Annotated in this window: 22 protein-coding genes; 10 read left to right on the forward strand and 12 right to left on the reverse strand. The window is 61.5% G+C overall.

Annotation, left to right across the window (positions count from 1 at the left end):
• From AD663_RS20330 to AD663_RS20345, 4 genes are all read right to left on the reverse strand, one after another.
• Complete coding sequence (locus AD663_RS20330; protein WP_053214441.1) at positions 1-591, reverse strand: YceI family protein; 591 nt, start codon at positions 589-591, stop codon at positions 1-3.
• A gap of 226 nt (positions 592-817) precedes the next feature.
• Positions 818-1126 carry a hypothetical protein gene (locus AD663_RS20335; RefSeq protein ID WP_003184450.1) on the reverse strand — a complete coding sequence of 103 codons (309 nt, stop codon included), beginning with the start codon at positions 1124-1126 and terminating at the stop codon, positions 818-820.
• On the reverse strand, positions 1123-2217 hold the full coding sequence (locus AD663_RS20340; protein WP_003184454.1) for a serine hydrolase: 1095 nt from the start codon (positions 2215-2217) through the stop codon (positions 1123-1125). The genes AD663_RS20335 and AD663_RS20340 overlap by 4 nt, the downstream gene beginning before the upstream one ends.
• A gap of 188 nt (positions 2218-2405) precedes the next feature.
• Complete coding sequence (locus AD663_RS20345; RefSeq protein ID WP_003184456.1) at positions 2406-3278, reverse strand: hypothetical protein; 873 nt, start codon at positions 3276-3278, stop codon at positions 2406-2408.
• A 145-nt stretch (positions 3279-3423) separates the two neighbouring features.
• On the opposite strand from AD663_RS20345, the gene olsB reads away from it, so the two are divergent.
• Positions 3424-4179 carry an L-ornithine N(alpha)-acyltransferase gene (gene olsB, locus AD663_RS20350; protein ID WP_003184459.1) on the forward strand — a complete coding sequence of 252 codons (756 nt, stop codon included), beginning with the start codon at positions 3424-3426 and terminating at the stop codon, positions 4177-4179.
• On the forward strand, positions 4179-4973 hold the full coding sequence (locus AD663_RS20355; RefSeq protein ID WP_053214442.1) for a lysophospholipid acyltransferase family protein: 795 nt from the start codon (positions 4179-4181) through the stop codon (positions 4971-4973). Before olsB ends, AD663_RS20355 begins: the two co-directional genes overlap by 1 nt.
• Before the next feature lie 113 nt (positions 4974-5086).
• Here AD663_RS20355 and AD663_RS20360 read toward each other — a convergent pair whose 3' ends face one another.
• The gene (locus AD663_RS20360; protein ID WP_053214443.1) at positions 5087-5671 is read right to left on the reverse strand and encodes an ACP phosphodiesterase; all 585 of its coding nucleotides are present in this window, start codon (positions 5669-5671) and stop codon (positions 5087-5089) included.
• 155 nt (positions 5672-5826) lie between these two features.
• Between AD663_RS20360 and AD663_RS20365 the strand changes: the two genes are divergently transcribed.
• The 4 genes from AD663_RS20365 (at position 5827) to AD663_RS20380 (ending at position 9215) form a co-directional block, all read left to right on the forward strand.
• The gene (locus AD663_RS20365) at positions 5827-6129 is read left to right on the forward strand and encodes a helix-turn-helix transcriptional regulator (protein ID WP_003184465.1); all 303 of its coding nucleotides are present in this window, start codon (positions 5827-5829) and stop codon (positions 6127-6129) included.
• 17 nt (positions 6130-6146) lie between these two features.
• The gene (locus tag AD663_RS20370) at positions 6147-7313 is read left to right on the forward strand and encodes an MFS transporter (RefSeq protein WP_003184467.1); all 1167 of its coding nucleotides are present in this window, start codon (positions 6147-6149) and stop codon (positions 7311-7313) included.
• Positions 7314-7347: 34 nt separating this feature from the next.
• Positions 7348-8397 carry an alkene reductase gene (locus AD663_RS20375; RefSeq protein ID WP_003184469.1) on the forward strand — a complete coding sequence of 350 codons (1050 nt, stop codon included), beginning with the start codon at positions 7348-7350 and terminating at the stop codon, positions 8395-8397.
• A gap of 305 nt (positions 8398-8702) precedes the next feature.
• Entirely contained in the window at positions 8703-9215 is a 513-nt protein-coding gene (locus AD663_RS20380) for a hypothetical protein (protein ID WP_003184472.1), read from the forward strand.
• A gap of 195 nt (positions 9216-9410) precedes the next feature.
• On the opposite strand, the gene AD663_RS20385 is transcribed toward AD663_RS20380, so the two are convergent.
• A complete protein-coding gene (locus tag AD663_RS20385; protein WP_003184474.1) occupies positions 9411-10043 on the reverse strand; it encodes a TetR family transcriptional regulator in 633 nt (210 codons plus the stop codon).
• Positions 10044-10307: 264 nt separating this feature from the next.
• Between AD663_RS20385 and AD663_RS20390 the strand changes: the two genes are divergently transcribed.
• The 3 genes from AD663_RS20390 to adeC are packed head-to-tail and all read left to right on the forward strand — an operon-like array spanning position 10308 to position 16087.
• Positions 10308-11465 (forward strand): efflux RND transporter periplasmic adaptor subunit, encoded by a 1158-nt coding sequence (locus AD663_RS20390; RefSeq protein WP_003184476.1) that lies wholly within the window; start codon positions 10308-10310, stop codon positions 11463-11465.
• A gap of 3 nt (positions 11466-11468) precedes the next feature.
• The gene (gene emhB, locus AD663_RS20395; protein WP_053214444.1) at positions 11469-14633 is read left to right on the forward strand and encodes an efflux RND transporter permease subunit EmhB; all 3165 of its coding nucleotides are present in this window, start codon (positions 11469-11471) and stop codon (positions 14631-14633) included.
• Positions 14630-16087 carry an AdeC/AdeK/OprM family multidrug efflux complex outer membrane factor gene (adeC, locus tag AD663_RS20400; RefSeq protein ID WP_003184479.1) on the forward strand — a complete coding sequence of 486 codons (1458 nt, stop codon included), beginning with the start codon at positions 14630-14632 and terminating at the stop codon, positions 16085-16087. The genes emhB and adeC overlap by 4 nt, the downstream gene beginning before the upstream one ends.
• 64 nt (positions 16088-16151) lie before the next feature.
• Here adeC and AD663_RS20405 read toward each other — a convergent pair whose 3' ends face one another.
• Positions 16152-16517, reverse strand: coding sequence for a DUF6124 family protein (locus AD663_RS20405; protein WP_003184482.1), 366 nt, complete (start codon positions 16515-16517; stop codon positions 16152-16154).
• 1388 nt (positions 16518-17905) lie between these two features.
• Here AD663_RS20405 and AD663_RS20415 point away from each other — a divergent pair.
• Positions 17906-19159, forward strand: coding sequence for an OprD family porin (locus AD663_RS20415; protein WP_053214445.1), 1254 nt, complete (start codon positions 17906-17908; stop codon positions 19157-19159).
• Between the two features lie 187 nt (positions 19160-19346).
• On the opposite strand, the gene pcaC is transcribed toward AD663_RS20415, so the two are convergent.
• From pcaC to pcaG, 5 genes are all read right to left on the reverse strand, one after another.
• Positions 19347-19739, reverse strand: a complete 393-nt coding sequence (gene pcaC, locus AD663_RS20420) for a 4-carboxymuconolactone decarboxylase (RefSeq protein ID WP_014336968.1) — start codon at positions 19737-19739, stop codon at positions 19347-19349.
• A gap of 10 nt (positions 19740-19749) precedes the next feature.
• On the reverse strand, positions 19750-20550 hold the full coding sequence (gene pcaD, locus AD663_RS20425; RefSeq protein WP_003184489.1) for a 3-oxoadipate enol-lactonase: 801 nt from the start codon (positions 20548-20550) through the stop codon (positions 19750-19752).
• A gap of 12 nt (positions 20551-20562) precedes the next feature.
• A complete protein-coding gene (locus tag AD663_RS20430; protein WP_003184491.1) occupies positions 20563-21927 on the reverse strand; it encodes a 3-carboxy-cis,cis-muconate cycloisomerase in 1365 nt (454 codons plus the stop codon).
• A gap of 87 nt (positions 21928-22014) precedes the next feature.
• Entirely contained in the window at positions 22015-23310 is a 1296-nt protein-coding gene (locus AD663_RS20435; RefSeq protein WP_003184493.1) for an MFS family transporter, read from the reverse strand.
• Between the two features lie 286 nt (positions 23311-23596).
• Positions 23597-24163: a protocatechuate 3,4-dioxygenase subunit alpha gene (gene pcaG, locus AD663_RS20440; RefSeq protein ID WP_003184495.1), complete on the reverse strand. Its 567-nt coding sequence runs from the start codon at positions 24161-24163 to the stop codon at positions 23597-23599.

Here is a 24163-nt window from a genome sequence, read left to right on the forward strand (position 1 = left end):
TCAGCGCGCCGTGAAAATCAGCACCGCATTCACCGGCACCGACAGACTGATGGCCGACAAACCGGCCATGTTTTGCAGTTTTTCCAAACCCGGCGCCAAGTCGAAATCCTCCGCGTTGAGTACCACCGGTTCCAGGGTCACCACCTGGAAGCGTCGTTCATCCAGGCGTGTCGCCAACAGTTCGACGTTGTACTCATGTTGCTTGCCGTGCAGGTTCACCGTCAGCGGCAGGCGCAATTCCAACTGCGCACCGTTGGCCAGATCCTGGATCGGCGCCAAGTCGATCTGCGCGGTGACGGTGGCTTCGGCAAATTGCTTGATCTCGAACAGCTCGGCCCGCATGCGCTCGTCCCGCAGGGGAATGCCGCTGTTGATGGAGTCCAGCTCCACTTCCAGGCGCGCCAGGCCATCGGGCTGGACCTGGCCATGCAGCACCAGGAAACGTAGGACTTCGGAGACATTGCCGTTTTTGCTGCTGATGAACGACAACCGCGACGACTCGCCGTCCAGGTACCAATCGGCCTGCGCCGGCAGCGCGGCGCAAGTCAGCAGCAAGGCCGCGACAGCGTGGGAAAACAACCGCTTGAACATACACACTCGGGGGGCAGATAAACCTGTGGCGAACCTTAACCGGGCCGAGGGCGCTTGCAAACTGTCTGTTGTCACAATGGCCCTGCTTACCACATACCCCCGTGGCGAGGGAGCTTGCTCCCGCTGGGCTGCAGCCCCAAGATCGCGGCGGATTAAAGAATCTGCGAGCGCTGCGCACTCGAGCGGGAGCAAGCTCCCTCGCCACAAGAGCTGCGCAGTTTGAAAATCATTCCAACCGACACCCCTGCCGCGCTCCCACCCACCGTGCACTGTGGCTGCGCCCCAACCCACTGACGGTGACGCGTTTGGCTTCAACCGTCTCGAGAAATTCACTGATCGGCACTGCCTGTTTCACGTAGCCACGACAGTAGTCCGCCGGTTGCTCCATTACATAGCGACACGAGCAATATTCCTTGGCGGTGTAGGCACTGATGATGTCGGGAAAGGCCCGTAGCGCCACCCGCTCAAGCCAGACCCACCCCAACAGGGCAACGAGCAGCACCGACACCAGCGCGAGCAGCCACTTGCGCCTCATCGCCGCACCTGCCCGGCGAAAGCCGCCATGACTCGCTTGAGCAGTTCGTTGTGGCGGTAGCGGCCGTCGCGGTCGTCGCCGTAACGCACGATCACCAGTTTGGCGCTGGGGATGATGTACAACGCCTGGCCCCAATGACCCAGCGCGGCGAAGGTATCCTCCGGCGCATCGGGCCATGGGTGGATGGCCGGGTCAGCTGCGCGATTGAGCCACCAATGGCCGCCCGGCACGGCTTCGTCCTGGCCGGCCTGGAAATGCACGAAAGGCTCGCGGTTGAACGCGACCCAGGCCTTGGGGATCAGCTGCCGCTCGCCCCAGCGGCCGTCCCGCTGCATCAACAGCCCTACACGCGCCAGGTCTCGCGCCGTGAGGTAGGCGTAGGAAGAACCGACGAACGTGCCGCGGGCATCGGTTTCCCACGTGGCGTGACGAATGGCCAGGGGTTCGAACAGCGCCGTCCAGGGGTAATCGGGATAGCGCACCGGGCCGACGATGGTCTTCAGAGCTGCCGCCAACAGGTTGCTGTCGCCACTGGAATAACGGAACACCTGTCCCGGCGGGCCGAAGCTTTCATGCTGCGCGGTAAACGCCGCCATGTCGCGCCGTCCCCGGGTATACAGCATCGCCACCACCGAGGAGTTGAGCGGCGCGTATTCGTAGTCTTCCTGCCAATCCAGGCCCGAGGCCCAGTGGAACAGATCGGCCAGGGTCATGTCCGGGTGCTTTTCCAACGCTGGGTAGTAACGCACGACCGGATCTTGCAGGCCGAACAGCTGTTCACCGTAGGCCGCACCGAACACCGTCGCCAGCAGGCTTTTGCTGATGGACCAGGTCAGGTGTGGGGTCTCGGCGCTGGTCGGTCCAGCGTAGCGCTCGTAGACCAGCCGACCGTCCTGGATCACCAGCAGCGCGTCGGTGCGGATGCCTTGGCGGGTGGCGTCGTCCCGGGGGGCGAAGGCGTAACTCTCCAAGGCCTCGATGGCCGCGCCGCTGGGGGTCGGGCCGGTTGGCCATTGCTCACCGGGCCAGTCTTCGGCATGGGTATTGAGGGTGAATATCAGGAGCGGGATCAGGAACCAGCCTTTGAGCATGTTCGCAGGGCTCGGTGGATTGAACCTGCTGAGCCTAGCCAAGCTTGATGACAGTTTTGCGTTGTATGAGGTTTGACTGTGGGAGCGAGCCTGCTCGCGATAGCGGTGTGTCAGTGCGCTGACGTGTGACTGGTCCGGCGCTATCGCGAGCAGGCTCGCTCCCACAAGGGTTTGTCGTCAGTAGGCCGTTATCCCAGCGCCTTGGCCAACCGCTTGGCCCGCGCCCCGGCCGCCATGTCCATCACCGTTCTATCCCGCGCCCACATCTCGCGCCACGACGCAGGCCCTACCGCCAGTGCGGCATTGAGTTCGTCATCAAGCCCTTGGAACTGAGCGAACAAGCCGCCCAACAGCACATGCCCGGCCGCGCTGGAGGGGTTGTGGCGGCTGACTTCTGCGCAACCGGCCAGCAGCGCCAGCAGGCGCAACTGCAAGGCCTGGGGCCAGTCGCATTCCTGCCCCACGCCGTACAACCAGGCGCTCATGGCACTGAGCACGTATAGGTCTTCCAGGGTGCGGAACGGTTTGACGTAGGCGTCCCAACCGTCGCCGGCCAACAACTCGCACAGTGCGCCGTCGAGCAGCACGCGGCCATGGCTGATGTCTGGCATCAGGGCGATGGTGGGAAGTTTTTCCAGGGTCACGCCGGGCTCGCCGGGAAAGACCACCGCCAGGCTCAGCCGTGGCGTTTCACCGGGTGCTTCGCTGCGAGCGGCGATCAGCAGCCATTCGGCGGCGTCGCCGGCAGTGACGAAATCCTTGCGCCCGCTCAGGCGCAAGTCGCTGAGGCGGGTCTGCATGTCTGCCGGGCGCAGGCTGCGCCGTTCGGTGGCACACAAGGCGCCCAGGCTCTGCGGCGCGCTTGGCCAAAGCACCCGCAACGCCGCTTGGTAGCCCACCAGGAAAGCCAGGCCCGGCGTCGCCATCAATCGCGCGCCGGCCACCGCCAGTTCAAACGGCATCACCGGCCCCAGGCGTTGCAACAACGCGGCATAACCTTCGGCCAGGTCCGGATGGGCGGGCAGGCGCTCGCCGCGTTCGATCAGGGTTTGCCAAGGCATGAAGGGGCCTCCTGAGGGCTGTCATATAAGCATCACCAAAGCTTCATGGCGATGACACCGGGGCTACATAGCCTGACTTTGCACAACATGGCTGCATAAAGAAAGTCGATTGGCTGCAACTGAACAGCCCGCACGGAGATTCGCTATGACCCAGATCGCCCGCATCAGCGACACCGGCAATGACCGCCGCCTGCAAGCCGAACGCCTGATCGGCGCCCAAGCCTTGCAAGAAGCCCAGGCCCTGCGCTTCAACGTCTTCAGTGGCGAATTCAACGCCAAGCTCAAGGGCGCGGAAATGGGTCTGGACATGGATGACTACGATGTTCACTGCGCCCACATCGGCGTTCGCGACCTGAACACCGGCCGCCTCGTGGCGACCACCCGCCTGCTCGACCACCAGGCCGCCAGCAGCCTGGGCCGGTTCTACAGCGAAGAAGAATTCAGCCTCAACGGCCTGGTTCACCTCAAAGGACCCATCTTGGAAATCGGCCGCACCTGCGTCGACCCGGCCTACCGCAACGGCGGCACCATCGCCGTGCTCTGGGGCGAATTGGCCGAAGTGCTGAACGAAGGCGGCTACAGCTACCTGATGGGCTGCGCGAGCATCCCGATGCAGGACGGCGGCATCCAGGCCCAGGCAATCATGCAGCGCCTGCGCGAACGCTACCTGTGCACCGAATACCTGCAAGCCGTGCCGAAAAAACCGTTGCCGAGCCTGGACGTGCCGTCCAACGTCATCGCCGAAATGCCGCCCCTGCTCAAGGCCTACATGCGCCTGGGCGCGAAGATTTGCGGCGAACCGTGCTGGGATGAGGATTTCCAAGTGGCCGATGTCTTCATCCTGCTCAAGCGCGACGAACTCTGCCCGCGCTACGCCCGCCACTTCAAGGCGGCCGTGTGATGAGCCGGTTGCGGGTGTACGCGCGCATCGCGCGGGTATTGCTGGTGGTGACGCTGGGCCTGAGCATGGCCAGTGTGTTCGGGCTGTTCGAGCGCCTGGGAGTGGCCAATTCCATGGTCCGCCGCCAGCGTTGGTCACGGTTCTTCATGGCACGCTTGAGTCGCGCCCTGCCCTTCTCCGTGACGGTCCACGGTCAGTTGCCGCAACGGCCGATGCTGTGGGTCAGCAATCATGTGTCCTGGACCGATATCCCACTGTTGGGCATGCTCACGCCGTTGTCGTTCCTGTCCAAGGCCGAAGTGCGCACCTGGCCGGTGGCCGGATGGCTGGCGGCCAAGGCAGGCAGCCTGTTCATCCGCCGTGGCTCGGGCGACAGCCAGTTGATCCGCAAACAGATGAGCCGCCATTTGGAACAGGCCCATCCATTGCTGATGTTCCCCGAAGGCACCACCACCGATGGGCGTTCCTTGCGTACGTTTCATGGGCGCTTGTTGTCGGCGGCCATTGACGCCGATGTCGCCTTGCAACCCGTGGCGATCCGTTACCTGCGCAACGGCGAACCTGACTCGCTGGCGCCGTTCATTGGCGATGATGACTTGCTGTCGCACCTGATGCGCTTGTTTGCCAATGACCGGGGCGACGTGCACATCCACCTGCTGCAACCCATCGCCTGCCACGGCCAGGAACGCGCGGCCCTGGCGTTCCTGGCACAACAGGCGGTGCACAAGGCGTTGTTCGGCGTGACTCCGGAGAAACAGCAGGCGCCGGTGCGGCCTGCTGCGATTGCGGCTTGATCTGCAAATTTTGCGAAGATCCTTTGTGGGAGCGGCTTGCTCGCGAAAGCGGTTTAGCATTCAACGCAAATGTTGACTGTCCCACCGCTTCGCGAGCAAGCCCGCTCCCACAGTTAGATCGGTGATGTGGTTTGGTTTTGCGCAAAATCCTGCAATTGCGGATAGAACAACCGAAAGTCTTCGCTCAACGGTTCATAAAGCTTGACCAGTTCCTCCATCGCCCCAGCCAATTCCTCCGGCCGGGACAGGCGTCGGGAAATGCCGCGCAGTACCTGCCCCAGCACCTCGAATTCCTGATAAGACCCCAGCCAGTCATTCGCCGCCATATGAGGTGCGATTTGCGCCAGCCGCCCGGGCAACTGCGCTTCGGTGCCGAGTACCTGATAGACCCGAGAGGTGAAATCCGCCAGCGGCCCTTCGCCGTATAGCGTCCAGTTCCGAGCCAGGCAATGGTCGAAAAACACGTCGAGCACGATCCCGGCATAACGCCTGCGCACCGTGGAAAAGCGCGACAGGGCGATGTCCACCAAGGGATGGCGGTCGGTGTACATGTCAATGCGTCGGTGCAAGGCAATCGCCGCCTCGATCTGCGGATCGTACAGTCCTTGCAGCGGTCCCTTGACGAAGTCGCCGTAGAGACTGCCGAGCAATTGTTCCCGGCCAGGGCCGCCGAGGTGCAGGTGCGCGAGATAGTTCATGGGGCGCAGCTTAGCATCGACTTGCCCATATCGTTATAACCCGATATAGCGATTCGTTTGGCATTCAGATCAAATCCATATTGGAATATCGCGAAGTAACGATTTAAGGTTCGCCTCATCGCGATATAGCGTTTTACTCATTACGAGCTGCCTTCATGACCCTCGACCTCGACGACATTATCAAAGCCCTGGCGCACCCGGTCAGGCGAGACATTCTCAACTGGCTCAAAGACCCCAAGGTCCAGTTCCCGGAACAGTTGCACAACCACGAATTCGGCATCTGCGCCGGGCAGATCGACCAGCGCTGCGGCCTGTCGCAGTCCACCGTGTCGGCGCACTTGGCGGTATTGCAACGGGCGGGGCTGATCACCAGCCAGAAAGTCGGTCAATGGCATTTCTTCAAGCGCAACGAGGAAGTGATCCAGCAATTTCTCAAGCAAATGAGCCAAGAGCTCTGACCTGACAAGGACTCGACATGCCTCTCTCACTCTTCATCCTGGCCCTGAGCGCCTTCGCCATCGGTACCACCGAGTTCGTCATCATGGGCTTGTTGCCCGATGTGGCGGCCGACCTGGGCGTCTCGATACCCGGCGCCGGCTGGCTGGTGACCGGCTATGCCCTGGGCGTGGCCATTGGCGCACCGTTCATGGCGCTGGCCACCGCACGCTTGCCACGCAAGGCTGCCCTGGTGACCCTGATGGGAATTTTCATCGTCGGCAACCTGCTCTGCGCCATCGCCAGCGATTACAACGTGCTGATGTTCGCCCGGGTCGTCACCGCCCTGTGCCACGGTGCGTTCTTCGGCATCGGCTCGGTGGTGGCCGCCGGCCTGGTCGCCCCCAACAAGCGCGCTTCGGCCGTGGCCCTGATGTTCACCGGCCTGACCCTGGCCAACGTGCTCGGCGTCCCGCTGGGCACCGCGTTGGGCCAACAAGCCGGCTGGCGTTCGACCTTCTGGGCGGTGACGGTCATTGGCGTGGTGGCGCTGATCGGTCTGATCCGCTTCTTGCCGGCCAAGCGCGATGAAGAAAAACTCGACATGCGCTCGGAATTGGTCGCGCTCAAGGGAGCCGGCCTGTGGCTGTCCCTGAGCATGACCGCGCTGTTCTCCGCCTCGGTCTTCACCCTGTTCACCTACGTCGCCCCGCTGCTGGGCGAGGTGACCGGCGTATCGCCCCGTGGCGTGACCTGGACCCTGGTGTTGATCGGCCTGGGCCTGACCTTGGGCAACATCATCGGCGGCAAGCTGGCGGACAAGAGCCTGGCGAACACGCTAATGGGTGTCTTCCTCACCATGGCCGTGGTCTCCACCGTCCTGAGCTGGACCAGCGTGGCGCTGATCCCCACGGAAATCACCCTGTTCCTCTGGGCCACCGCCTGCTTCGCCGCCGTGCCGGCCTTGCAAGTCAACGTGGTGACCTTCGGCAAAGATGCGCCGAACCTGGTTTCGACGCTGAACATCGGCGCCTTCAACATCGGCAATGCCTTGGGCGCCTGGGTCGGCGGCAGCGTCATCGACCACGGCCTCGGCCTCACCTCCGTGCCCCTGGCCGCCGGTGCGCTGGCCGTGCTGGCACTGCTGGTGACGCTGATCACTTTCCGCCAGGGCGGCAATGCCGAACTGGCTACGGCAACTCGTTGACTATTAATCCCTTCCACTTTTGAGGTTGTATTTCATGGCGACTATTTTCGACCCGATCAAACTCGGCGATATCGAGCTGAAAAACCGTATCATCATGGCTCCGCTCACCCGCTGCCGCGCCGATGAAGGCCGTGTGCCCAACGCCCTGATGGCCGAGTACTACGTACAACGTGCCTCCGCCGGCCTGATCCTCAGCGAAGCGACTTCCGTCACGCCGATGGGCGTGGGCTACCCGGATACCCCGGGCATCTGGTCCAACGACCAGGTGCGCGGCTGGAGCAACGTGACCAAGGCGATCCATGGCGCCGGCGGCAAGATATTTCTGCAACTGTGGCACGTCGGCCGGATCTCGCATCCGTCCTACCTGAACGGCGAAGCGCCGGTGGCGCCGAGCGCCATCCAGCCCAAGGGCCATGTCAGCCTGGTGCGCCCACTGGCCGATTACCCAACCCCACGCGCACTGGAAACCGCTGAGATCGCCGATATCGTCGATGCCTACCGTGTGGGCGCCGAGAACGCCAAGGCCGCCGGTTTCGACGGCGTGGAAATCCACGGTGCCAACGGCTACCTGCTCGACCAGTTCCTGCAAAGCAGCACCAACCAGCGCACCGACAACTATGGCGGCTCCCTGGAAAACCGTGCCCGCCTGTTGTTGGAAGTGACCGACGCGGTCATCGAGGTCTGGGGTGCCGGCCGGGTTGGCATGCACCTGGCGCCACGCGCCGACTCCCATGACATGGGCGATGAGAACCGTCTGGAGACGTTCAGCTACGTAGCCCGCGAGCTGGGCAAGCGCGGCATCGCCTTTATCTGCTCCCGCGAGAAGGAAGGCGACGACAGCATCGGCCCGCAACTCAAGCAGGCATTCGGCGGCGTGTACATCGCCAACGAACGTTTCACCAAGGACAGCGCCAACGCCTGGCTGGCCGAGGGCAAGGCCGATGCCGTCGCCTTCGGTGTGCCCTTCATTGCCAACCCGGACCTGCCGGCACGCTTGAAGGCCGATGCACCATTGAACGAGCCGCATCCGGAAACCTTCTACGGTAAAGGGCCGGTAGGTTATATCGATTACCCGGTACTGTAAGTTCGTAAACCGGCCTTGTGAAAAAGCCCCGCCTCGAAAGAGCCGGGGCTTTTTTCATATTCGCAGGCTGCATGTGCATTCGGACTTTTCAGCCATCGAAACACCAGATAACAACATGACACTTATTCAGCATGGATTCATTTGCACAACAGGACTAATAATAAACCCACACAACAACCCACTCACGCAATGGATTCAATCGACACTGACCAAACAATAATTTCACGCCTACAAAAGCGACACCCAAAGTTCTATTAATCAATTATCAGGCAGGCTTCAGCAAGCCTCGCTGTCAAGGAAGACGCATGACAATCAATATGAAAAAAAGCTTCACGCTCGCCCTGCTACTCGGCCCCATGGCAGTTGCCACCAGCCAGGCGAACACGGCCATAACCGTGGAGGTCGTGAACAATACTTCCCACGCTTTGGAAATGACAAACTTTCTAAGTGAGTTACCAACGTCCCCGGACTTCTCCTTGAGCAATTTCGATATCGCTGCCAAAACAAGCGACGAACTTTATTTCCTTCATAACAGGCGATATACCTACCCCGCCGCCGGCTGGCAACCAACGCTTAGAAAGATCAAACCGATCGAACTGGTTCTGTCCTACCAAATGAGCGACTTCAACTTTGGCTGTCAAATGCAAACTCGGTTTGAAGCGCCCATCGGTTTTGGCGTGTTGGAGTCCAGTTACCGACCAAACTGGAAAAGCAGAACCGCGTATACCGGCAATGGCGAATACACCTGCCGATCACTGATTTCGCAAAAGATGCTCGAACCGCCGTTCAATTACACCGTGAGCCTGATCATCGAATAGCCCAGGGCGCAAGCAATCTTCGGTGCCTGCGCAGCCCCGTGCATGAACAGGCCATGATTGCCCTGCACGATGGCGACGCGCGCTGTCAAAGTGCCCACGGTTCATCTATAAGTATTCTGCCGGGTCCAGAGGCCCGGCGGAGTCGTTGCCGAGCAGCTGCTATTGACACAAACCGACGCAATTAAGCATTTTGTTTCATTTGCGCAGGCTAGGGCTCTGACGCAGCATATCCAGCCCGATCTCCACCCAGCGCTCAGCCTCACCGGCCAACGCGAAGCTGTCGGGGGCCAGCAACCACTGGTAGAGGATGCCATCGATGTAGGCATGCACGGCAATCGCCGCCCTTTCGGGATCCAGGTCTTCCGGCAACTGGCCGCGATTCACCGCATTGCGCAACGACAAGGCAATACGCACATTACAGTCGAGGCTGACCTGGCGCCGCTGCTGGCGCAGATCGCACATTTCATCGGTGAATTCGCACTTATGGAACAGAATTTCATTAATGCGCCGGGTCTTCGGGTCCAGGGCCACCTGTTGAAACAACCGCACCAACAGCTTGCGGACACAGCCCAGCGGGTCCAGCTCTTCCTCATTTTCACTGGCACGTGCCAGGTCATCGAGCGGCTCATGCAAGGTATCGAGCATGGCCTGGAGCAAGTCGGCCTTGTTGCTGAAGTGCCAGTAGATGGCTCCTCGCGTCACGCCGGCCAGCGTCGCGATATCTGCCAGGGTCGTGCGCGCCACGCCTCGCTCGAAAAAGGCTTTTTCAGCCGCTTCGAGGATCTGGCTGCGAGTCTCCAGGGCTTCCTCTTTGGTACGACGGACCATGGCAGTAACACCTCAATCAGGATGCATCAGCAATGCGTAAGGATCAGCTGAATAAAAATGAGGCAACGTTTTCCGGAACGCGTCCCCGACCTGCACAGGCCTTTGTCAGGCTTTTGTAAATACGGATGGTACGCAATTTGGCTGTTTACAAACAACCATGTACGTAAGTATATTTCTTAGCATCCTACTAATTGTGTATCTCGCTCTTTTTTCACCTTCCACTTTTCGAGTGCGCCTGTTGCGCGCCTGGACCCGAGGATTTCCATGCAATTCAAGCCAGCTGTTACCGCTCTGGTCACTGCCATCGCCCTGGCATCGCTGCTCAGCGGATGCAAAAAGGAAGAGGCGGCGCCTCCCGCACCCACCCCTCAGGTCGGCGTCGTAACCCTCAAGACCCAGCCTTTCACCCTGACGTCCGAGCTGCCAGGGCGCACCAGTGCGTTCCGCGTCGCCGAAGTTCGCCCGCAGGTCAACGGCATCATCCTCAAGCGCCTGTTCAAGGAAGGTGCTGACGTCAAGGCCGGTCAACAGCTGTACCAGATCGACCCGGCCGTGTACGAAGCGACCCTGAAAAGCGCCGAGGCCAACCTGCGGTCCACCAAGTCAATTGCCGATCGTTACCAGCAACTGGTCAACGAACAAGCAGTGAGCCGCCAGGAATACGACACCGCCGTGGCCAATCGCCTGGAATCGGAAGCCAACCTGCAGACCGCCCAGATCAACGTGCGCTACACCAAGGTCTATGCACCGATCTCCGGTCGCATCGGCCGCTCTTCGGTCACCGAGGGCGCATTGGTCAGCAATGGCCAGGCAGACGCCCTGGCAACCATCCAGCAACTGGACCCGATCTACGTCGATGTCACGCAAAGCTCGGTGGAGCTGCTGCAACTGCGCCGCGAGCTGGAAAGCGGTCGTTTGCAGAAGGCGGGTGACAATGCCGCCATGGTCAAGCTCACCCTGGAAGATGGCAGCCAGTATCCACACGAAGGCAAGCTGGAATTTTCCGAAGTGTCGGTCGACCAGACTACCGGTTCGGTGACCTTGCGCGCCGTGTTCCCCAACCCAGACCACACCCTGCTGCCGGGCATGTTCGTCCACGCGCAGTTGCAGGCCGGTGTGAACAGCGCGGCGATCCTGGCACCGCAGCAAGGCGTGACCCGCGACCTCAAAGGTATGCCGACCGCCCTGGTGGTGGGCCCGGACAACAAGGTGGAACTGCGCCAGCTCAAGGCCAGCCGTACTGTCGGCAGCCAATGGCTGATCGAAGACGGGCTCAAGGCCGGCGATCGCCTGATCACCGAAGGGTTGCAATACGTACGGCCAGGGGTGGAAGTCAAGGCCACCGAGGCCACCAACGTCAATGCCAAGAACCCGGCCCCCGCTCAGGCAGCTGATAAAGCAGCCGGCGGCAAAGGGGAGTAAACCATGTCGAAATTTTTTATCGACCGTCCGATCTTCGCCTGGGTGATCGCCCTGGTGATCATGCTGGTCGGGGCCTTATCGATCCTCAAGTTGCCGATCAACCAGTATCCGAGCATTGCGCCGCCCGCCATTGCGATCCAGGTGACCTACCCGGGTGCGTCCGCGCAAACCGTGCAGGACACCGTGGTGCAGGTCATCGAGCAGCAGCTCAACGGGATCGACAACCTGCGTTATGTATCGTCGGAAAGTAACTCCGACGGCAGCATGACCATCACCGCGACCTTCGAGCAGGGCACCAGCTCCGATACCGCGCAGGTCCAGGTCCAGAACAAGCTGAACCTGGCCACTCCACTGTTGCCGCAGGAAGTGCAGCAACAGGGTATCCGTGTGACCAAGTCAGTGAAGAACTTCCTGATGGTGATCGGCGTGGTATCGCGCGACGGCAGCATGACCAAGGACGACCTGTCCAACTACATTGTGTCCAACATGCAGGACCCGATCTCGCGCACCGCCGGTGTTGGTGACTTCCAGGTCTTCGGCGCCCAGTATGCGATGCGGATCTGGCTCGACCCGGCCAAGCTGAACAATTTCAACCTGACCCCGGTGGACGTTAAAACTGCGATTGCCGCGCAGAACGTCCAGGTATCGTCCGGCCAGCTCGGCGGCCTGCCTGCCCTGCCCGGCCAGCAACTCAACGCCACGATCATCGGCAAGACTCGCCTGCAGACCGCCGAGCAGTTCAAGGCGATCCTGCTCAAGGTCAACCCGGACGGCTCGCAAGTGCGCGTCGGTGATGTCGCCGATGTCGGCCTGGGCGGTGAAAACTACAGCGTCAGCGCCCAGTTCAACGGTGCCCCGGCGTCGGGCCTGGCGGTAAAACTGGCCAACGGCGCCAACGCCCTCGACACGGCCAAGGCGCTGCGCAAGACCATTGACGATCTCAAGCCGTTCTTCCCGCAAGGCATGGAAGTGGTGTTTCCGTATGACACCACGCCGGTGGTGAGCGAATCGATCAAGGGTGTGGTTGAAACCCTGGTCGAAGCAATCGTGCTGGTGTTCCTGGTGATGTTCCTGTTCCTGCAGAACTTCCGCGCCACCATCATCACCACGATGACGGTTCCGGTGGTGCTGCTGGGTACCTTCGGGATCCTTGCGGCATTCGGTTTCAGCATCAACACACTGACGATGTTTGGCATGGTGCTGGCCATCGGCTTGCTGGTGGACGACGCCATCGTCGTGGTGGAAAACGTCGAACGGGTGATGAGCGAAGAAGGCCTGTCGCCCAAGGAAGCCACCAAGAAATCCATGGGTCAGATCCAGGGTGCCCTGGTGGGTATCGCCCTGGTGCTCTCGGCGGTACTGTTGCCGATGGCGTTTTTCAGCGGCTCCACCGGCGTGATCTACAAGCAGTTCTCCATCACCATCGTCTCGGCCATGGCCCTGTCGGTGATGGTGGCGTTGAACTTCACCCCGGCGCTGTGCGCCACTATGCTCAAGCCGATTCCGAAGGGTGAGCACGGCACGCCGAAACGCGGTTTCTTCGGCTGGTTCAACCGTACCTTCGACCGGGGCGTCAGGAGTTACGAGCGCGGCGTGGGCAACATGCTCAAGCACAAGGCGCCGTACCTGCTGGCCTACGTGATCATCGTGGTCGGCATGGTCTGGCTGTTCACCCGCATCCCAACTGCGTTCCTGCCGGAAGAAGACCAGGGCGTACTGTTTGCCCAGGTGCAGACGCCGGCCGGCTCCAGTGCCGAGCGTACCCAAGTGGTGGTGGACAAGATGCGCGAGTTCCTGCTGCGTCCGAGCAAGGACGGCGGTGAAGGCGATGCCGTGGCGTCGGTGTTTACCGTGACCGGTTTCAACTTCGCCGGTCGTGGCCAAAGCTCCGGCATGGCGTTCATCATGCTCCGGCCATGGGACGAGCGTAACGCCGACAACAGCGTGTTCAAGCTCGCAGCGCGTGCCCAGCAGCACTTCTTCACCTTCCGTGACGCGATGGTGTTTGCCTTCGCTCCGCCAGCGGTTCTGGAACTGGGTAACGCCACCGGCTTCGACGTGTTCCTTCAGGACCGCGCTGGCATCGGGCACGACAAATTGATGGAGGCTCGCAATCAGTTCCTGGGCATGGCATCCCAGAGCAAGATCCTCTCCCAGGTGCGTCCGAACGGTCTGAACGACGAGCCGCAATACCAGCTCGAAATCGATGACGAGAAGGCCAGTGCGCTGGGCATCACCTTGTCGGACATCAACAACACCCTGTCGATTGCCCTGGGCAGTAGCTACGTCAACGACTTCATCGACCGCGGTCGGGTGAAGAAGGTGTACGTGCAAGGCCAGCCGGGTGCTCGCATGAGCCCCGAAGACCTGAAGAAATGGTACGTGCGCAACAGCAGCGGGACCATGGTGCCGTTCACCGCGTTCGCCAAGGGCGAGTGGGTCTACGGTTCGCCGAAACTGGCCCGCTATAACGGCGTTGAAGCGATGGAAATCCTCGGTGCCCCGGCTCCGGGTTACTCCACCGGTGAAGCCATGGCCGAAGTCGAAGCCATCGCCAAGAAGCTGCCGGCCGGTGTCGGTATCTCCTGGACGGGCCTGTCCTACGAGGAGCGCTTGTCGGGCTCCCAGGCACCCGCGCTGTACGCTTTGTCGCTGCTGATGGTTTTCCTGTGCCTGGCGGCGCTGTATGAAAGCTGGTCGATTCCGATCGCGGTGATGCTCGTGGTGCCGTTGGGTATCATCGGTGCGCTGATGGCAACCAGCCTGCGCGGCCTGTCCAATGACGTGTACTTCCAGGTGGGCCTGTTGACCACCATCGGCCTGGCGGCGAAAAACGCCATTCTGATCGTGGAATTCGCCAAGGAACTCCATGAAGAGGGCCGGACACTGATGGAAGCTGCCATCGAAGCCTGTAGGATGCGTCTGCGACCGATTATCATGACCTCCCTGGCGTTCGTCCTCGGCGTGGTGCCGCTGGCGATTTCCACCGGCGCCGGCTCGGGCAGCCAGCACGCCATCGGTACCGGCGTGATCGGCGGTATGTTGACCGCTACGATTCTGGCAATCTTCTGGGTGCCCCTGTTCTTTGTGACTGTGTCATCGATCGGTCGCCGCAAAAATGCCGACCAGGACGACACTCCTGAAACTTCTAAAGAGGCTGGCCAATGAGCAAGTCGCTCCTCTCCCTGACTATCGCCGCCATCGTGCTCAGCGGTTGCTCGCTGATTCCCGACTATCAGCGGCCCGAAGCACCGGTCGCGGCGCAGTACCCGCAAGGGCCGGCCTACGAGTCGGCCAAGGCGCCCGGCCAAGCCGCCGCCGAGCAGGGCTGGAAACAGTTTTTCCATGACCCGGCGTTGCAGCAACTGATCCAGGTCGCCCTGGAAAACAACCGCGACCTACGTGTCGCGGCGCTGAACATCGATGCTTATGCGGCGCAGTACCGCATCCAGCGGGCAGACCTGTTCCCGGCGGTCTCGGCCACCGGCTCCGGCAGCCGCCAGCGCGTACCGGCACGGGCTTCGCAGACCGGCGAAGCGGGGATCAGCAGTTCGTATTCGGCGACCTTGGGCATCAGCGCCTATGAACTGGACCTATTCGGCCGGGTTCGCAGCCTGAGCGAGCAAGCGCTGCAAAGCTACTTCGCCACTGAAGAAGCCCGGCGCAGCACCCAGATCAGCCTGGTGGCCAACGTCGCCAATGCCTACCTGACCTGGCAGGCCGACAAGGAACTGCTCAAGCTGACCCAGGAAACCCTCGGGGCCTACGAGCAAAGCTTCAAGCTGACCTCGCGCAGCGCCGAAGTCGGCGTTGCCTCGGCCCTGGACCTGAGCCAGGCCCGCACGGCAGTGGAAAACGCCCGTGTGCAACTGGCCCGCTACACCCGCCAGGTCGCCCAGGACGAGAACAGCCTGACCCTGCTGCTGGGCACCGGCCTACCGGCCAACCTGCACTCGCAACCGCTCAGTGATGACCTGCTGAGCGAAGTGCCGGCCGGCCTGCCATCGGACCTGCTGCAACGTCGCCCGGACATCCTCCAGGCCGAACGCAACCTGCTGGCCGCCAACGCCAACATCGGCGCCGCACGGGCCGCGTTCTTCCCGAGCATCAGCCTGACGGCCAACGCCGGCACCCTGAGCCCGGACCTGTCCGGCCTGTTCAAGGGCGGTTCGGGTACCTGGACCTTCGCCCCGCAAATCAACCTGCCGATCTTCAATGCCGGCAGCCTGCGGGCGAGCCTGGACTACGCGAAGGTCCAGAAAGACATCAACGTCGCCAATTACGAGAAGTCGATTCAGACCGCGTTCCAGGAAGTCTCCGACGGCCTGGCAGCACGCCAGACCTACAACGAACAGTTGCAGGCCCAGACCGACTTCGTCGCCGCCAACCAGGACTACTACCGCCTGGCCGAACGTCGCTATCGCATCGGCGTCGACAGCAACCTGACCTTCCTCGACGCCCAACGCCAGTTGTTCAGTGCGCAACAATCGCTGATCACCGACCGTCTTGCGCAACTGACCAGCGAGGTCAATTTGTACAAGGCACTGGGCGGCGGCTGGAATGCCGAGACGGGCAAGAACGAGCCGGTGAAAGAAGAAGCGCCAGAGACGAAGCTGTTCTGATTGACGCTTGAAATGCTGAAACACGAAGCCCACCGAAAGGTGGGCTTTTTTGTTTGTGTCTGCTTCAACTCCGACTTGGCGAACGCGGGTCGACGATATCCAGCGCACGATTAGCCAACAATTCACTCAGCTCGATCATCTGCGCCACGCCGAGCGCGACATGCCGCCGCGAGCCCTCCAACTCGAACGCCAGGTCACTGACCATGGCATTGGCCGAGGCCAGGGTTTCGCTGAGATTGGCCAGTAGACATTCGGTGTCGATGGTATCGATGACGGTGAAAACTTGGGTTGAGGTTTTGGGTTTAGGATCAGTGGGGGTGCCCAGATGGTAATCGAGTGCTCGGTCTGCGGCCTCTTGGAGCTTTTCCGGATCGGGGGCGTTGTAGGGGAAGGTGCTCTCTGATGGCGAAGAAGAATGATGTTTTTTCATAACGGCGCTCCTGCATCAACTGGAGCCCGAGACGTGGGTCCGGGCGCTGGCGCCTAACGAATTCGGCGGGCTTGCAGTCCCGATCGCTGAATTGGCAGCGACCCAAACAAGCTAGAGATTCCGCTTCCGAGCAGCAACCTTAAAACCTCGTCGGAAAATTCGCCGCGTCTGTCAGACCGGCCACAAACTCTGTGGGAGCAAGGCTTGCCCGCGATGGCGGCCTGACAGCTGGCCTTGCTCTTGTTGACGGGGTACATATCCATTCCTGCGGTAACGGCTGCTTAGGGTTCCGCCCTGAAGGCGGCTCACTTTTGAGAAGCGCAAAAGTAAGCAAAACGCTTTTGCCCCACCACTCGGTGCCTCGCTAGGGCTCGGCATGCCCGCCCTCCGGCATTGCTCCGTGGGCCGCCGCGAAGGGCCATCCATGGCCCAGCGCGGCTACCTCGGCATCCATGCCGAGGTGCCCACTGCGCAATGCCTGCGTGCGGCCATCGTGGTTAACGGGGCGCCCGAGATCAACGTCCACCACGAGGCGGCCTAGTAGCCGACCTGGTTCTTGATGGGGACCGTGTTCCTCCTGTAGGAGCGAGCCTGCTCGCGAAGAGGCCGGCAAATTCAACATCTTCACCGACTGTCATACCGCCTTCGCGAGCAAGCCCGCTCCCACAAATTTGGATCGGAGTACGACCGGGAGAGCCAGGTCGGCTCTAAGGCCGCCTCGTGAGCAAGCTTTGCTCCCACAGATCTGACAGGTGTACGACCAGGAGAGCCAGGTCGGCTACTAGGCCGCCTCGCGGTGGACGTTGATCTCGGCGCCCCGTTAACCACGCTGGCCGAACGCAGGCATTGTGGAGTGGGCATCCCGGCATGGATGCCGGGATAGCCGCGCTGGGCCATGGATGGCCCTTCGCGGCGGGCCCACGGAGCAATGCCGGAGTGAGGGCACACCGAGCCTAAGCGAGGTGCCGAGTGGTGGGGCAAAAGCGTTTTGCTTACTTTTGCGCTTCTCAAAAGTGAGCCGCCGTCAGGGCGGAACCCTAAGCAGCCGTTACCGCAGAAATGGATATGTACCCGATCAAAAAATCTTGATCAGCCGTAAGGCCGCCTTCGCGAGCAAGCTCGCACACAGGCTCTTCATCCAGCCAATCGATCTTTTTGCTGTTCGATAATCGCCCAAAACCCGCAAACCGCAATTGAATCGATCAAGGCCGGCCCGTCACCATCGCTCGCACAAAACCAATAACAACAGGTCCGACGCCATGCCCCCGCGCCCCGCCTCACCAGGCTGATCCCCGGTCGCCCTAACGCCCCTGGCTCCACCCTTACCGCCAGCACCTCAACAGTGCGGCAACGACTCGCTTCGTCCACAAAAAATAGAGACAACACCCATGAAGCCCACACAGCACTTATTCCCCAGCCTCATCGCCGTCGCCCTGACCAGTACCGTCCTGCCCGCCCTGGCCGCGGAATCAGGGTTTGTCGAAGACGCCAAGGCCACGCTGAACCTGCGCAACTTCTACTTCAACCGCAACTTCACCAACCCGAACAACGCCCAAGGCAAAGCCGAGGAGTGGACCCAGAACTTCATCCTCGACGCCAAGTCCGGTTTCACTCAGGGCACCGTCGGTTTCGGTGTGGACGTGCTGGGCCTGTACTCGGTCAAGCTCGACGGCGGTCGTGGCACGGCGGGTACGCAGTTGCTGCCGGTGCACGACGACGGGCGCCCGGCCGATGATTTCGGTCGCCTGGGTGTAGCCCTGAAGGCCAAGGTCTCGAAAACTGAGCTGAAGGTCGGCGAATGGATGCCAGTCCTGCCGATCCTGCGCTCCGACGATGGCCGTTCCCTGCCACAAACCTTCCGTGGCGGCCAGGTGACCTCCACCGAAATCAACGGCCTGAGCCTCTACGGCGGCCAGTTCCGTGGCAACAGCCCGCGCAACGACGCGAGCATGGAAGACATGTCGATGAATGGCCGCGCCGCCATCACCTCCGACCGTTTCAACTTCGGCGGCGGCGAATATGCCTTCAACGAAAAACGCACCCAGGTCGGCGTCTGGTACTCGGAACTGTCCGACATCTACCAGCAGCAGTATTTCAACCTGACCCACAGTCAGCCCATCGGCGACTGGACCCTGGGTGCCAACCTCGGCTACTTCATCGGCAAGGAAAACGGCAGCGCGCTGGCGGGCGATCTGGACAACAAAACCGCATTCGCCATGCTCTCGGCCAAATACGGCGGCAACACCTTCTACGTTGGCCTGCAAAAAGTCAGTGGCGACAACGCCTGGATGCGCGTCAACGGCACCAGCGGCGGCACGTTGGCGAACGACAGCTACAACTCCAGCTACGACAACGCCAAGGAAAAATCCTGGCAATTGCGTCACGACTTCAACTTCGCCGCCGTCGGCGTGCCAGGCCTGACCCTGATGAACCGCTACATCAGCGGTGACAACGTGCACACCGGCGCCATCACTGACGGCAAGGAATGGGGCCGTGAAAGCGAACTGGCTTATACCGCGCAGAGCGGCGCACTGAAGAGCCTGAATGTGAAATGGCGTAACTCGACCATGCGTCGGGACTACAGCACCAATGAGTTCGATGAGAACCGGCTGATCATCAGCTATCCGATCAGCTTGCTGTAAAAACCAACATGGCTGGAGGCTTTACCACCGTCATCGCGAGCAGGCTCGCTCCCACAGGGGATCTGTGTCGAACACAAAATTTGTACTCACGGAAGATCCAGTGTGGGAGCGAGCCTGCTCGCAGGCGTCATCATATTCAACATCGAAGCAAACTGACCTGCCGCTTTCGCAAGCAAGCCTGTGGTGCTTAAGCCCGGGACTCGACACCCAGCTCATCCCACACCGACTCAGCCAAATGAAACGTAGCATTGGCCGCCGGGATGCCGCAGTAGATGGCGCTCTGCATGATCACTTCCTTGATCTCGCTGCGGCTCACCCCATTATTGGCCGCAGCGCGCAGGTGCAGCTTGAGTTCTTCGTTGCGGTTCATGCCGATCAGCATGGCGATGGTGATCAGGCTGCGGGTGTGCCGCGGCAGGCCCGGGCGGGTCCAGATGTCGCCCCAGGCGTGGCGGGTGATCATTTCCTGGAATTCGCTGTTGAACTCGGTCAGGGCATTGAGGCTGCGATCGACGTGGGCATCGCCCAGCACCGCGCGGCGCACTTGCATGCCTTCGTCGTAACGTTGTTTCTCGTCCACAAAAAACTCCTCAGGCGCGGCTGGAATCGAGCAGGAAATCCAGCACCCGCGTGCTGAACGCAACGCCGGCCTGGACGTTGGACAGGTGCGCGGCACGGAATTCGGCGTACTCGGCCCCGCTGACCCGCGCCTGGATGAAGTGCCCACCCGACGGCGGCGTCACCGCATCTTCAGTGCCGGCCACGACAAGAAGCGGCACGCGGATCGATGACAATTGCTCCTGGAAATCAGCATCACGCACGGCCGCACAGTTGGCCGCGTAGCCTTGGGGCGAGGTGGCAGCAAGCATATCGGTGATCTGCTTCACCTTCGCAGGTTGGGCCTCGGCAAAGTCCGGGGTAAACCAGCGGCCAATCGAAGCATCCCGCAACGCCACCATCGCCGCCGGGCCGTCACGCAGCACCGTTTCGATGCGCGGGTTCCACACTGATGGGTCGCCGATCTTGGCAGCGGTGTTGCACACCACCAATTTATGCAGACGCTCACCTGCGTTGATCCCCAGCCACTGGCCGATCAACCCGCCCATGGACAATCCACAGAAATGCACCTTGTCGATGTTCAACTGATCGAGCATTGCCAGCACGTCGTGGCCCAGTTGCTCGATGCTGTACGGCCCGTCAGTGACCAGCGATTGACCATGCCCGCGGGTGTCGAAGCGCAACACACGAAAGTGTTCGCTGAACGCTGCGACCTGTTCGTCCCACATGTGCAGGTTGGTGCCCAGGGAATTGGAGAGCAGCAGCACCGGGGCATCTTGCGGCCCGTCGAAACAATAATTCAGTTCGCCCTCGGCGAGTTTGACGAATCCCACAACAATCTCCTTTCAGGCAGTGAAGGCAAGGTGTTCGGCCACTGCTCGGGCGACCCAGGTCTGGGCTTGGCCGAGGTAATGGGCAGGGTCGAGCAAATGATCGAGTTCGGCAGCAGACAGTTGTGCGGTGACTTCGGGTTCATCCCCCAGTACCTGCCGCAAATGGCGTTGTTCGGCCACGGCGCGTTTGCAGCATTGCTCCAGCAGATGGTGCGCGGTGTCGCGACCTACACGCTGGGCCAGGACGATGCTCACGGCTTCGGCCAGCACCAACCCTTGAGTCAGTTCCAGATTGCGGGCCATGCGCGCCGCGTCGACTTCCAGCCCCTCGGCCAACAGCCGTGACTGCTGCAAGGCGCCGGACACCAGGCAGCAGATTTCCGGCAGGGTTTCCCATTCGGCGTGCCACAGGCCCAGGCTGCGCTCGTGCTCCTGGGGCATGGCGCTGAACAGCGTCGATAACAGGCCAGGCACCCGCGTCGCCGCGCCGATCAGCACCGCCGCGCCCACGGGATTGCGCTTATGGGGCATGGTCGACGACCCGCCCTTGCCCGGCGCCGACGGCTCGAACGCTTCGCCGGCCTCGGTCTGCATCAACAGGCTGATGTCGCGGCCCAGCTTGCCCAGGCTGCCGGCGATCAACCCCAGCACCGCGCCGAACTCCACCAGGCGGTCGCGCTGGGTGTGCCACGGCTGCTCAGGCAGGTCCAATTGCAGCTCGGCGGCCAAGGCTTCGGCAACGGGCAGCGCCTGTTCGCCCAATGCCGCGAGGGTTCCGGAGGCGCCGCCAAATTGCAGCACCAGCAAGCGCGGCTTGAGTTCTTTCAAACGCTGGCGACTGCGGGTGATTGCCCCCAACCAACCGGCGATCTTCATGCCCAGGGTCACCGGCGTAGCGTGTTGCAGCCAGGTTCGCCCGGCCAGCGGCGTGGCGGCGTAGCGTTCCGCTTGTTGGGCCAGGGTGGCGGCCAACTGCGCCAACTCGCCTTCGATCAAGCCCAGGGCCTGGCGTAATTGCAACACCAGCCCGCTGTCCATCACGTCCTGGCTGGTGGCGCCCAGGTGCATGTAGCGCTCGGCTTCAGCGTCCTCGGCGGCAATGCGTTTGCCCAGCGCCTTGACCAACGGAATCGCCGAATTGCCGGCGCTGGCGATCGCTTCGCTCAATGCCGAAAAGTCGTAGAGCTGGGCACGACAGGCCCCTTCGATCGACGCCACCGCGCTTTGGGGAATCAACCCGACCCGCGCCTCGGCCCGGGCCAATGCCGCCTCGACATCGAGCATGGCCTGGACCCGACCCGCGTCGCAGAACACTTCGCGCATGTCGCGGGCGGTGAAGTAGGCATCGAACAGCTGATTGCCCGGTCGTTCGCTCATAAAACTGTCCTTGGAAAGTAGATGTCCTGTGGCCAGAGATTGCGGTGGCCACAATGACTCAAACGAGCCCTAAGTGATCAAGTGGATTCAAAGGTCATGGTGCAGATACGCCGGTTGCTTGGGCAGGCGCAGGCTGAACAGGAACGCCACCACCATCATCACCGTGACATACCAATAAAAGGCGTTCTCCATGCCCTGGGCCTTCAGGCTCAAGGCAACGTACTCTGCCGAGCCGCCAAAAATCGCATTCGCCACCGCGTAAGCCAACCCTACCCCCAGCGCGCGCACTTCGGGTGGAAACATTTCCGCTTTCACCAGGCCGCTGATGGAGGTGTAGAAACTGACGATCGCCAGCGCCAACGTGATCAGGACAAACGCCAGGAACGGGCTGCTGATGCTTTTCAAGGTCAGCAGGATCGGGACGGTGCACAACGCGCCCAGGCCCCCGAACCAGAGCATGGAGTTACGCCGGCCGATCTTGTCCGCCAGCATGCCGAACAGCGGCTGCATGCACATGTACAGGAACAGCGCGCCAGTCATGACGTAACTGGCGGTCTTGGCGTGCAGGCCGGCAGTGTTCACCAGGTATTTCTGCATGTAAGTGGTGAAGGTGTAGAAAATCAACGAACCGCCGGCGGTGTAGCCCAGCACGGTGATGAACGCCGCCTTATGGTCGCGAAACAGCGCCGCGATGCTGCCGGCGTCCTTGTTCTCACGCATTTCCTTACTGCTGGTTTCCTTCAGGGAACGCCGCAGGAACAGGGAAATCAGCGCCGCCACGGCTCCGACCACGAACGGGATTCGCCAGCCGTAGGCGCGCAGTTCGTCTTCGTTGAGAAACTGCTGCAAGATCACCACCAGCGACACCGCCAACAGCTGCCCGCCGATCAGCGTCACGTACTGGAACGAGGCAAAAAAACCGCGCTGGCCCTTGAGGGCCACTTCGCTCATGTAGGTGGCGGTGGTGCCGTATTCGCCACCGACCGACAAACCTTGCAGCAGGCGCGCGAGCAGCAACAGCACCGGCGCCCAGACGCCGATGTCTTTGTAAGTGGGCAGGCAGGCGATGAGCAACGAGCCGAAGCACATCATCAGCACCGATATCATCATCGAGTTCTTGCGCCCGTGACGGTCCGCTACCCGGCCGAAGATCCAGCCGCCGATGGGTCGCATCAGGAAGCCGGCGGCAAATACACCGGCCGTGTTGACCAGTTGCACGGTGGGGTTGTCCGACGGGAAAAACGCCGGTGCGAAATAGATCGCGCAGAACGCATAGACGTAGAAGTCGAACCATTCGACGAGGTTGCCGGAGGAGGCACCGACGATAGCGAAGATGCGCTTGCTGCGTTCTTCGCCGGTGTAGTGGCTGGTTGGGGTGGTCATGGATTATTCACTCGTTGGGGAATGCACAAAGTCTAGACATACTTTGAAACAGACCCGTTCCACAAACAGGCGTTGCCTGTACTGACGCCATCGCGAGCAAGCTCGCTCCCACAGGGTTCATGCCACTTTCGAGGCCCTGTGGACTCCTGTGGCGAGGGAGCTTGCTCCCGCTCGGCTGCGAAGCAGTCGTAACCCGGCCATGAGGTCATCCTGACACACCGAGTCGCCGGTCTTGGGCTTGCTGCGCAAGCCAGCGGGAGCAGACTCCCTCGCCACAGGGGGCCAATCAATAGTCGAAGAACACCGTCTCGGCATCCGTGCCCTGCAGGACCACGTTCCACTGGTACACACCCGAAGCATCAGGCTTGGCCACGATGGTGTCGCGGCGCTCCTCGGGCACGCAGGCCAGCAGCGGGTCGGTTTCGTTGGCCTGTTCGCCATCGAAATAGATCCGCGTCAGCAGATGTTTGACCAACCCACGAGCGAACACCAGCACCACCAAATGCGGCGCCTGGGTTGTTCCCCCCAGGCCCGGTACGGTGCCCGGCTTGATGGTGGTGAAGCGAAAGCGCCCTTCGGCGTCCACCGGCACCCGACCGAAGCCTTCGAAATGCGGGTCCAGGGGTTTGTCCTGGTCATCTTCCGGATGGGCATATTTGCCGGCGGCATTGGCCTGCCAGACTTCCAGCATCGCGTCGTTGACAAATTGGCCGTTGCCGTCGATCACTTGCCCGGTGATTGCCACACGCTGGCCGAGGGTTTGCGCGACGGTCAGATCTTCACGGTTCAGCCAGGTCAGGCCGATGTGATAGTAAGGGCCTACGGTGTGGGATGTGGTGGCGGTGAGCGTCAT

Origin of the sequence: Pseudomonas sp. Q12-87 (assembly GCF_001269755.1) — a bacterium.
GTDB classification, from domain to species: Bacteria; Pseudomonadota; Gammaproteobacteria; order Pseudomonadales; family Pseudomonadaceae; genus Aquipseudomonas; species Aquipseudomonas fluorescens_S.

Excerpts from the sequence above, each read along its gene's own strand:
- AD663_RS20365 (WP_003184465.1), top strand. The coding sequence starts at position 5,827 with ATGACCCTCGACCTCGACGACATTATCAAAGCCCTGGCGCACCCGGTC.
- AD663_RS20415 (WP_053214445.1), top strand. The coding sequence starts at position 17,906 with ATGAAGCCCACACAGCACTTATTCCCCAGCCTCATCGCCGTCGCCCTG.
- AD663_RS20430 (WP_003184491.1), bottom strand. The coding sequence starts at position 21,927 with ATGAGCGAACGACCGGGCAATCAGCTGTTCGATGCCTACTTCACCGCC.
- AD663_RS20335 (WP_003184450.1), bottom strand. The coding sequence starts at position 1,126 with ATGAGGCGCAAGTGGCTGCTCGCGCTGGTGTCGGTGCTGCTCGTTGCC.
- AD663_RS20385 (WP_003184474.1), bottom strand. The coding sequence starts at position 10,043 with ATGGTCCGTCGTACCAAAGAGGAAGCCCTGGAGACTCGCAGCCAGATC.
- AD663_RS20405 (WP_003184482.1), bottom strand. The coding sequence starts at position 16,517 with ATGAAAAAACATCATTCTTCTTCGCCATCAGAGAGCACCTTCCCCTAC.
- emhB (WP_053214444.1), top strand. The coding sequence starts at position 11,469 with ATGTCGAAATTTTTTATCGACCGTCCGATCTTCGCCTGGGTGATCGCC.
- AD663_RS20370 (WP_003184467.1), top strand. The coding sequence starts at position 6,147 with ATGCCTCTCTCACTCTTCATCCTGGCCCTGAGCGCCTTCGCCATCGGT.
- adeC (WP_003184479.1), top strand. The coding sequence starts at position 14,630 with ATGAGCAAGTCGCTCCTCTCCCTGACTATCGCCGCCATCGTGCTCAGC.
- AD663_RS20345 (WP_003184456.1), bottom strand. The coding sequence starts at position 3,278 with ATGCCTTGGCAAACCCTGATCGAACGCGGCGAGCGCCTGCCCGCCCAT.
- AD663_RS20330 (WP_053214441.1), bottom strand. The coding sequence starts at position 591 with ATGTTCAAGCGGTTGTTTTCCCACGCTGTCGCGGCCTTGCTGCTGACT.
- AD663_RS20380 (WP_003184472.1), top strand. The coding sequence starts at position 8,703 with ATGACAATCAATATGAAAAAAAGCTTCACGCTCGCCCTGCTACTCGGC.
- olsB (WP_003184459.1), top strand. The coding sequence starts at position 3,424 with ATGACCCAGATCGCCCGCATCAGCGACACCGGCAATGACCGCCGCCTG.
- AD663_RS20435 (WP_003184493.1), bottom strand. The coding sequence starts at position 23,310 with ATGACCACCCCAACCAGCCACTACACCGGCGAAGAACGCAGCAAGCGC.
- AD663_RS20355 (WP_053214442.1), top strand. The coding sequence starts at position 4,179 with ATGAGCCGGTTGCGGGTGTACGCGCGCATCGCGCGGGTATTGCTGGTG.
- AD663_RS20340 (WP_003184454.1), bottom strand. The coding sequence starts at position 2,217 with ATGCTCAAAGGCTGGTTCCTGATCCCGCTCCTGATATTCACCCTCAAT.
- AD663_RS20360 (WP_053214443.1), bottom strand. The coding sequence starts at position 5,671 with ATGAACTATCTCGCGCACCTGCACCTCGGCGGCCCTGGCCGGGAACAA.
- pcaG (WP_003184495.1), bottom strand. The coding sequence starts at position 24,163 with ATGACGCTCACCGCCACCACATCCCACACCGTAGGCCCTTACTATCAC.
- AD663_RS20375 (WP_003184469.1), top strand. The coding sequence starts at position 7,348 with ATGGCGACTATTTTCGACCCGATCAAACTCGGCGATATCGAGCTGAAA.
- AD663_RS20390 (WP_003184476.1), top strand. The coding sequence starts at position 10,308 with ATGCAATTCAAGCCAGCTGTTACCGCTCTGGTCACTGCCATCGCCCTG.